At 37.6% G+C, this 10,613-nt stretch carries 4 protein-coding genes; 3 read left to right on the forward strand and 1 reads right to left on the reverse strand.

The features are described from left to right. Positions 1 to 3,309 (reverse strand): beta strand repeat-containing protein (locus EV142_RS24120; RefSeq protein WP_158286364.1); only part of this gene is annotated, 3,309 nt, incomplete at its 3' end. A gap of 321 nt (positions 3,310 to 3,630) precedes the next feature. Between EV142_RS24120 and EV142_RS23790 the strand changes: the two genes are divergently transcribed. The 3 genes from EV142_RS23790 to EV142_RS23800 form a co-directional block, all read left to right on the forward strand. After that, positions 3,631 to 4,101: a regulatory protein RecX gene (locus tag EV142_RS23790; protein ID WP_132038347.1), complete on the forward strand. Its 471-nt coding sequence runs from the start codon at positions 3,631 to 3,633 to the stop codon at positions 4,099 to 4,101. Positions 4,102 to 4,508: 407 nt separating this feature from the next. After that, the gene (locus tag EV142_RS23795) at positions 4,509 to 8,750 is read left to right on the forward strand and encodes an Ig-like domain-containing protein (RefSeq protein ID WP_132038348.1); all 4,242 of its coding nucleotides are present in this window, start codon (positions 4,509 to 4,511) and stop codon (positions 8,748 to 8,750) included. A 197-nt stretch (positions 8,751 to 8,947) separates the two neighbouring features. Next, positions 8,948 to 10,613 (forward strand): DUF11 domain-containing protein (locus tag EV142_RS23800; RefSeq protein WP_244606822.1); only part of this gene is annotated, 1,666 nt, incomplete at its 3' end.

Genomic DNA, 10,613 nt, shown 5'->3' on the forward strand with positions numbered 1-10,613 from the left:
TAATGGGTTTACCGTTACCGTTACGGTTTGTGTACAGCCATTGTTATTGGTATAGGTGATAACGCTTGTTCCCGCTGCAACTCCTGTCACTAATCCTGTATTCGATACTGTAGCAACTGATGTTGTTGCAGAAGTCCATGGTGTTGTAGCATTTGGAGTAGCGGAACCTGTTAATTGTGTTGTTGATCCGATACAAACTGCAGGAGTTCCGGTGATTGTTGGTAATGGGTTTACCGTTACCGTTACGGTTTGTGTACAGCCATTGTTATTGGTATAGGTGATAACGCTTGTTCCCGCTGCAACTCCTGTCACTAATCCCGTATTCGATACTGTAGCAACTGATGTTGTTGCAGAAGTCCATGGTGTTGTGGCGTTCGGAGTAGCAGAACCTGTTAATTGTGTCGTTGATCCGATACAAACAGTCGGAGTTCCCGTGATTGTTGGTAATGGGTTTACCGTTACCGTTACGGTTTGTGTACATCCATTGCTGTTTCTATATGTGATAACGCTTGTTCCCGCCGCAACTCCTGTCACTAATCCTGTATTCGATACTGTAGCAACTGATGTTGTTGCAGAAGTCCATGGTGTTGTGGCATTTGGAGTAGCAGAACCTGCTAATTGTGTTGTTGATCCGATACAAACTGCTGGAGTGCCGGTGATTGTTGGTAATGGATTTACCGTTACCGTTATGGTTTGTGTACAGCCAATGCTGTTTCTATATGTGATAACGCTTGTTCCCGCTGCAACTCCTGTTACTAATCCTGCATTGTCTACGGTAGCGACAGATGTTGTTGCTGAAGACCATGGTGTTGTGGCGTTCGGAGTAGCAGAACCTGTTAATTGTGTTGTTGATCCGATACAAACAGTCGGAGTTCCCGTGATTGTTGGTAATGGGTTTACCGTTACCGTTACGGTTTGTGTACAGCCATTGCTGTTTCTGTATGTGATAACGCTTGTTCCCGCTGCAACTCCTGTTACTAATCCTGTATTATCTACGGTAGCAACTGATGTTGTAGCAGAAGTCCACGGTGTTGTGGCATTTGCAGTGGCAGAACCTGTTAATTGTGTCGTTGATCCGATACAAACAGTCGGAGTTCCCGTAATTGTTGGTAATGGATTAACGGTTACCGTAAAAATATTTTCAAGACTTACGCAAGTAGCTGCTGCATCTCTTACCGTAAGTTTACCTGTGTAACTCCCCGGATTAGTTCCTGCCGGAATGCTAATTGAGATATTGCCTGCAGGTAAAGTCGTGTATGGAACCGCAACGAAGCTGTTGGCTGGTGTCGAGTTCCACGCAATACTATAGGTGGTTGGTGTACCAGTTGTAGCACTATAGGATAAAGGTGTGGTCTGAATACCTGTATTATAACATACCGGTGTAGCTGCAGAAGCTGCTGTAATAGATACAGTAGCTTCTACTAATTTGGAGAAGCAAGCCGTTGTAGTACAACCATTTTGATATCTCACATAATAGGTTGTTGGTGCTGTAGGTGTTACGGTTATAGAAGTACCTGATCCTACAAGAGTACCTCCGCACGAACCAGTATACCATTGTGCATAACCACCATTTCCTCCTGTACTTCCTCCACTAACTGTTAAAGTAGTGGAGCTTCCTGCACAAAATGCTGTATTTGCAATTGCTGTCGGAGCCACAGGCGCGGTATTAACCTGAACAATAACGATTGTCTCACTGGCATAAAGTCCTGAGTATACCGTTCTTCTGAACCATGAGGTTGCGGTTAGATTTCCCGGAGTATAATCTTTTGCGTTATTTGTTCCAGGTGCTGCTGCATAACCTGTAGTTGCGTTTGTAGTACTTACTTCCCATAAATAAGTGTAGGAACCATTACCTCCGCTAGGAGGTGAACCGGTTATAAGTCCCGGACTTGTACCGGTACAAATAGGTTCTGTATAAGTGGCTACAACGCTTAAACGTTTTACTATACTTACACATGGATCGCCAAAAGTCGCATTTGTTGCCGGAATGGTAGCAGTAGTATTTCCTAAAAAAACGTCTGTTGCTACAGTTTTACTATTAAAAGCATTACAAGTTCCTAGTGTAAAATTTGGAGCAGTCCCTGCCGGAGTACCATAACTCGCAAAATCGGCATTGATAAATACAGTACCGTTTGGTGCAGTTAATACGGGTACTGGCGTTGCATTTTCTACATAGGATGCATTTACTTTACCGCTTACACCTTTAGTATAAGAAGCATAATTGGAATCTATTACCGGATCGAAAGTTCCGGAACCACTAACAATTATTCTTCCATAAAGTGTGGTTGTAAAAAAAGTATTGGTTGTATTTGCAGCTCCTGATCCCTGTGCTCCCCATGAACTGATAAGCGGACCAACGCCTCCTAATATCAATACTCTGGCTGTGTGATTATTGTTCCCTGATAAATCAAGCTGAATACCTTTTGCTACATTAATAAAGTTAGACGTTGCTACAGTTGTTGCACCAAAAGTTTTGATACCACTACCTGAAAAAGTAAGGTTGTAATAGGATGTTGATTTAATTGTTTGTGCAGCTCCGTTATAATTTACGGTATTTCCGGCTCCTGTGGCTGTAAGTGTTGTAATTCCTACTGTCGCGGCACTAATGTTTAAAGTACCTGAATTGACTAAAGTACCATTTCCTGCTAATGCAGTTGCAACAGTTAAAGTATTAGTATTAGTCAGAGATACTGCTGTAACCGTGACTCTTGGAATAGAAAGAGTTCCAATAAGTGACTGATTGTTTGTATTGAATGTCTGTACTCCTGAACCACTGGTAAATGTCCCATTATTGGTAATTCCTCCTCTGAAAATCACTCCGGTATTACTGGAATTATTCCACAATCCACCTGAAACTATAGTTACTAAACCAACATAAGTTTTTGTACCTGTATTGCTGCTGTGAACTAATGTTCCCGTGACAGAGGTAGTACCTGAAATTGTAATATCAAATCCTGTCACATCTAATGATCCTCCGGTTTGAATCTGTAAACTTCCCGATACTGCCCAGGCTGCAGTCGTTGCCATGCTATGACCCGTCTGAACAATAAAAACATCAGCCCCTGTAAAATTTCCAGGATGCCCCCCGGTTCCATTAGTGTTAGCCCACCAATGATTCAGGTTATTAGTGTCAGTGCTACTAACCGCAGAATAATAATTAGTTGCATTTGCAAACGAAGCACAAAACAGCAAAGCAAAACAAAACATCTTTGCAGTTACACTTAATTTTCTTCGCGAATCATCAACAGAAAAAAGAGATAATTGGGGCAAAAACAATAAGCGAACGAATAAAAGTAATTTTTTAATCATATCAGTTGTGGTATTTATATTATAAATTTGTTTTTATATGCTAAAACGGAATAAAAAAATACGAATGGTTATATATTATACATCCTAAAATACTTACGGAATTTTTTTATAATTAGTTTTAAAAACTTTAAAATCAGTCGTTTAAACAATTTTGTTTAACCATTGCTAAACGACTAAATTAATCGTACAAAAATATCATAATTCTCTACATGTGCAACATTTAAGTAAAAGACTTTCTGAGAATTTATAAAATATTAAGACAAATTTTAACAGCAAAATGACTATTTTTAGCAATAATAGTTAAAAAGAAAGAAAAAACACATGAATTCAGTTTGTACTCCAAAAGAAGCCTTACTCAAATTAGAGCACTTTTGTGCCTATCAGGAACGCTGTCATGCCGAAGTTGTGACCAAATTATACAGTCTGAAAATGACTTCAGATGAAATAGATTTTATTGTCGTTCAGCTCATTGAAAGTAACTTTTTGAACGAAACACGTTTTGCGTGCAGTTTCGCCAGAGGGAAGCACCGTATCAAATTTTGGGGCAGAATCAGAATTACTAATGAGTTAAAAGCCAGACAAATTTCTTCGACTACTATTGCCATCGCTTTGAAAGAAATTTCACCGGAAGAATATGAAACAACTTTTGAACAACTTTCTGAAAGATCATGGAATTCCATTTCTGAAAAAAACACACTCAAAAAAAGAAAAAAATTCTGCGATTATATGTTGCGAAGAGGTTACGAAAGTAATCTTGTTTATGATAAAGTCAAGGAATTAGAACAGATCTGAGTTTGTTTTTTCAAAAAGAAAATACCTTATTTTTTCTCCTACGTAAAATCTTAGTATTCAAATTGTCAATTGTATTAAAATCCTTATTTATTACAAAATAATAGCTAGTTATAAATTATTACTTTCTTGCGGATTGTTTAGCTAAACTCGCGTTTTTTCGATTAAATTCTCAAAAAAAACCTGAATTTTAGCTGTAATTTGCGATTATTCTTATGTTTTATTTTCATGTTTTATAAGAAATAACATAATTCTTCTATTTTCAGCATGTAGTTTGTCGATTATTTTTAACATTTAATCGATAATACAGCCTTTCTTAAAACCCCTTTTGTCATGAACTCGTACTTGTATATATCTTTGTGCGGGCCAAATTTTATGCTAGCATAACAACCTGATAGAAAACATTTAACATGATGAAAACTTTACTTTTATTTTTAATTTTACCCTTTGCTGTTTTTGCACAAAGCGACTTAGTAAAATGGAATGCGGCTTCTTCCGGCAATAGAAACACTCCGGTCTATGACACAAATCTTTTATATACCGGAACAAGTACCTCTCCGGATTTCACTGTTAATGGGTCTGTTAGCTTAAATTATAATACTGATGATGTAAATAATCCTTATTTCAGTACGGGAAACTGGCCTACTACACTGGAGTTTACAGGTAGTTATGATCCATCAAAATATGTTGAATTTAAAATTACACCAAAGGCAGGTAATAAAATTGACTTAAGCTCTTTTACTATTACCTACAGGGTTCAGAGTGGTACAAGTCAAAAATTTCAAATACAATATTCAAAAGATCCGGCTTTTACAACCGGGGTAAAAGTTTTGGTTCCGGAAACAGTAACTGCTACAACCTGGACAACTATAAACCCCCTTCTTTCAGCTGAATTAAATCCGGTTTTACCGGGACAGGTAGTTTACGTTCGTTTATACGCATACAACAGCAATAATAATTTTCATTTCAGAACAGGAATCAATGCGGGTAATTTACCGGCGATTTTAAAAGGAACTGTTTCTACTTTTGATTCTTCTAAAATTTTAGCGATAAATGATTATTTAACGACTAAAAAAGAAATTGCGCTCAATATTTCGCCATTAAGCAATGATGTTCAGGGCTCCAGTGTAGCTTCAATCACAATTTCTACACCTCCGGCGGCATCAGAAGGAACGGCAATTCTAAATCCCGATAAAACGATAACATTTAATCCTGCTAAAAACTTTACGGGAACATCAACATTCAAATACACGATTACAAAAGGGACTGATCCTTCTTCAACAGCTAATATTCAGGTAACAATTGCCGATTTAACTGCTGATGGATTAGTAATCTGGGATGCAAAAACAAGCACTAACAGATTTAAGCCTACCGTTAACACTTCATACATAACAGGAAGCGATATTCCAAGTGCAGCGAATCCGGCTGTATCTTTCAACAATAGTGAAGATGCAAGTAATCCTTTTTATCAATCAGGCGGCTGGCCAACTCCGGGTCAAAATGGCGGAGGCTATGATCTTGCCAAATATGTAGAATTTAAAATTAAAGCAGATGCAAATCATAAAATTGATCTGTCTACTTTTCTTCTTACCTACAGAAGTCAGGGGGGCTCAGGACAGAAGCTGCAAATTCTTTATTCTAAAAGCAGCACCTTTACGGGTACTGAAAGAGTTCTGTTTTCAGGAACAACAACAAGTACCTGGAACACAATTGAACCATCATTTGCATCTGATTTAAATACTTTATCAGCAGGAGAAACCTTGTACATTCGTGCGTATGCGTACAATACTAACAATCAGTTTCATTTTAGAGCAACAGCAAATATCAAAGGAATTGTAAAAGACACAAACACGTTAACAGCGAGTAATGATTATGTTTCTACACCAACAAATCAGGCTGTTACAATTCCGATTTTAGATAATGACGTTATCGGAAGCAGCAGTGCTTTACAAGCTATAACTGTAACACAACCATCAAATGGAACTGTAACCGTTAATGGATTGAACAATATAACTTTTACTCCTGCGAGTGGCTTTACAGGAACAGCGACTTTTACCTACACGCTTAAAAATGCGGCCTCCAATTATTCATCAGCAACAGTAACGGTTACCGGAACAGCTCCACTTTGTGTAGCCACACCAACTGCCGGTATCAACTACTGGAAAGGTTTTGTATATACCTACACAGGAAATACCCCGGCAACTACAACATATGTTGGTTCAATAGCAGAAAAACCAATCTTTGACCGAAATGTTGGTACTGCCGTAATTACCGGAGATGCAAGTGTTGAAGCGAATGCATTTTGTGGGACTGCGCCAAGCGACAAGTTCCTCGTTCGTTATTTAATGCAGACTAATACAACAGCGGGTATATACAATTTTACTATCGGAGGAGACGACGGTGTAAGGTTATACATTGATGGTACTTTAGTTCCGTTTAATCCTTCAAATTCATGGAGTGACCACAGCTATACTAGTTATTCTACACAGTATACTTTTGCTACGGCAGGAGCTCATAATTTTGTTTTAGAATATTACGAAAATGGAGAAGCATCAAGAGTATCCTTTTCATATGGAGAAATAAAAGGTGATACTTCTTTCCCTTTCGGAGATAATAAATGGAATGTATACGGTTTTAATTCACCTGACATTGCATTGGTAGCGAATAGCTATGCCGGAACTTATGTTGCCACTGGCGTAAATATCAATACACAAACCTATTGGAATGCTACATTATCACCCTCATCCTACTCTGGCTGGCAAGGTGCTCCAATGCCAGTAGATCAGTTTGCCATTACTTACAAACGTCAGGGATTTGCTTGCGGACGCTACCAGCTACAATTGGTAAATTGTGATGACATCGCTGAAGTTTATATTGATGGAACCAAAATTTTTACACAAAACGGTTATACCAATACTACTTCAATGATTCCGGGAACATATCCTTTAAATAAAACTTCTAAAGTAGAAGTACGTTTAAGAGAAGATGGCGGTAATGCTAATGTCGCAATTAACTTTATTGATACTCCTTTTACATATGACGGATCAGTAGCTCCTGCGACTGGCTCTTCTATTACGGTCAATAGTGATTTAACTTTATCTAACGATTTAGAAGTCTGTACTTGTACAATAGCAACGGGTAAAACATTGACGATACCAGAAAACAAAACACTTACGGTAAACGAGAATATCATTGTAAATACAAATGGTAAACTTGTGATAAAAAATAACGGTTCTTTGGTACAAACAAATAATAATGCTACTTATACCGGAGCTGCAGATTCATTTGATATGGAACGTATTTCATATCCAATGAAGAATTATGATTATACCTACTGGTCATCAGCGGTAGCAGGCCGAAAATTAAATGCCGTATCTCCAAATACATTAGCAGACAAATACATGTCCTATAGTGGTACGAATTGGGTAATTGAAAGTGGCAATAATGTTATGACGCCTGGAAAAGGATACATTATTCGTGTTCCAACCTCAGGGTATGGATATCCAAACGGTAAAGATTACTGGACAGGACCAACCTATGCTCAAACTGTAAATTTTATCGGGATTCCTAATAATGGAATTATTACTGGGGAATCACTTAAAGCAAATAATTACTATTTGATTGGAAATCCTTATCCATCTGCATTGGATGCCAATAAATTTTTAAGTGAAAATACGTTTATAAATGGTACCCTTTATTTCTGGACACATAATACTTTGATTGGTACAACGGCAAAATACGAATACAATTCTAATGACTATGCAAGTTATAATCTGACGGGTGGAACAGCTACAGCTCCCTCTTCAGCACCAGGAGCTAACAAAAATATTCCTTCAGGTAAAGTAGCAGCAGGAGAGTCCTTCTTTGTAAGTGCAAATGCAGATGGAATTGTTAAGTTTAACAACTTAATGCGACCTGCAGGAGATAACAATCAATTCTTTAAACCTGCAAAAACATCAAAAACTACTACGACAGAAAAAAGTCGTGTGTGGTTAAATATGACCAATAAAGGCGGTGCTTTTAAACAAACTCTGATAGGATATGTGGAAGGTGCAACCAATGATTTTGAAAATAGATTTGATGGATTAACCTTTGACGGTAATGACTATATAGATTTTTTCAGCTATGAAAATGAAAACAGTTATGTAATTCAGGGGCGTGCAGTACCTTTTGTTGACACTGATATTGTTCCTTTAGGATATCGAACTACTATTGAAGGCGATTTTACAATTTCGATAGAACAGGCAGATGGTGATTTAGCTGGTCAGTCAATTTACCTGGAAGATAAAACAACAGGAAAAATACAAGATTTACGAGCTGGAAAATATACATTTACCACAACGAAAGGAAATTTTACAGATCGTTTTATACTGCGTTATACGAATAAAACATTAGGAACTGGTGATTTTGAAAATATTGAAAAGGACCTGATTGTATCCGTAAAAAACAAAGTGATAAAAGTAACTTCGACAACAGAAAACATCAAAGAAGTTACGATTTATGATATTTCAGGAAAACTGCTTTACAACAAAAAGAAAGTTGGTGCAACTGAATTGCAAATATCAAATTTACAATCAGGAAATCAGGTGTTATTCACAAAAGTAATTTTAGAGAACGATCATGTTGCATCTAAAAAAATAATTTTTAATTGATTTTATCATTAATTGAACCTATAAATCCGGCAGCGAAAGTTGTCGGATTTTTTAGCGTAGTGACGATTCATCACAAATAACAGGCTTAAAATTTTTACATATCTCTTATAAACTTTAAACAAAAAACAAATCAAAACCAACCAAAACGTATGTCCCCAACACTACTACTTTTAATTCGTTCTTTATTTTTAAAAAATTTGAGACTACTATTTTTTCTGATTTCTTTTAGCGCAGTCAGTCAAAATACAATTACAAGGATTCATACCGACTGGAAAGGGTACTGGACATCCAATTCGACAACGGGTGTAGGAAACCGACCAGACAGAGAAAATAATTTATTGGCCTTTACATGGGCACAAAATGGAAAAACATACTCAACCGGAGTTAGTGACAATACCCTTACTACAAATGCTGTAACTTTTAGTCCTCAGAAATTCAGAGCTTTAAAAATTCAAACTATAGGGATAGATCCTGGTAGTATGTACATATTACAAGGTTCTATGATCGATGAATCTGCTAGCGGAGCCATCTTAACTCCAAAATTAATTGGAACGACAGCAACTGGTGCCGAGCTCGCCTCAAGACTTACTGACGGCCCTAATGGTTTAGCACTGGGAACAGGAATTGCTAACATAAAAGCAGGTACCGCTGAATTCAAAATTGGTACAAACAACCTTAATCTTACCGGATTGAATGATGATACGCCCGACCTGATTGTAACACAGGTTGCAGAACCCGGCAGTGCGAGTCTGGCAGATAAATTTAAATTTATTGATGCCTCAGGAAACACAGTAGGAAATGAAATATCGGTGTCTTTCATATCAGTTCCCGCTGTAGGAACGTACAGTCTGGATTTGTTTAAAATGGATGGGAGCTACGGTTTTACTCCAGCAGCGACAAGAGACATCCGAATGTTAGGTATTGAAACAAGTTCATTTGGTATAACAGCTGCTAATGCTTCGCAGGTAGATCGTTTTGTGGTTACTTTTTCGGGTAGTTCAGATTGTGCTTTCATTGCTTTTAATACAAAATCATTAAAAATTGCAGAATTAAAATTGGTTACAACATCTTCCATTATACCTTGTGGTAAATTAGGCGACACTGTAAATTATACCTACGAAGTTACTAATAACGGAGAAGTGCCCATAACCAATATTCAGGTTGCCGATCCAATGTCCGGAATGACAATAACAGGAAATCCGATAGCAAGCTTAGCGGTTGGTGCAAAAGCTACACTAACAGGAACCTATGTTATCACAAATGCTGATGTGGCTGCAGGCAGGATTGTTAATATGCCAAAAGTTACAGGTACCGATCCGTCATTAAATACAGTCGAAGATGTATCTCTGCCAATTGAAACCATTTTACTGGCACCTCCAACTATTGACAAAATAGTAAATATTACATGCAGCTCATTGGGCAGTGTTGTTTTTACTAATTTACCTTCAGATGGAAATTGGATTATAGAAAGAAGTCCGGGTTCAGTGAAAACTAACGGATCAGGAACAACGGCAACAATTACCGGTCTTGCTGTAGGGAACTATACTTTTAGAATAACTAATAGTTATGGCTGTAAATCACCGGCAACAACAACTGTACCCATCTCTAACCAATCAGCAACAACCTGGAATGGCAGCATATGGTCTGGTGGAAACCCTGATATTACAAAAAATGTTGTTTTTAACGGAGCTTATACCATAACATCAGATTTAGAAGCTTGTTCCTGTACTATTAATTCAGGAGTTAATCTTTTAGTTCCTGCGGGTCGTACTCTTACAGTTACTAATGCCTTAAACGTTACCAGCGGAGGCACGCTGACTTTTGAGAACAACTCAAGTTTGATGCAGGACAGTGATGCAGTCA

It is taken from the genome of Flavobacterium circumlabens (genome assembly GCF_004345565.1).
GTDB lineage: Bacteria > Bacteroidota > Bacteroidia > Flavobacteriales > Flavobacteriaceae > Flavobacterium > Flavobacterium circumlabens.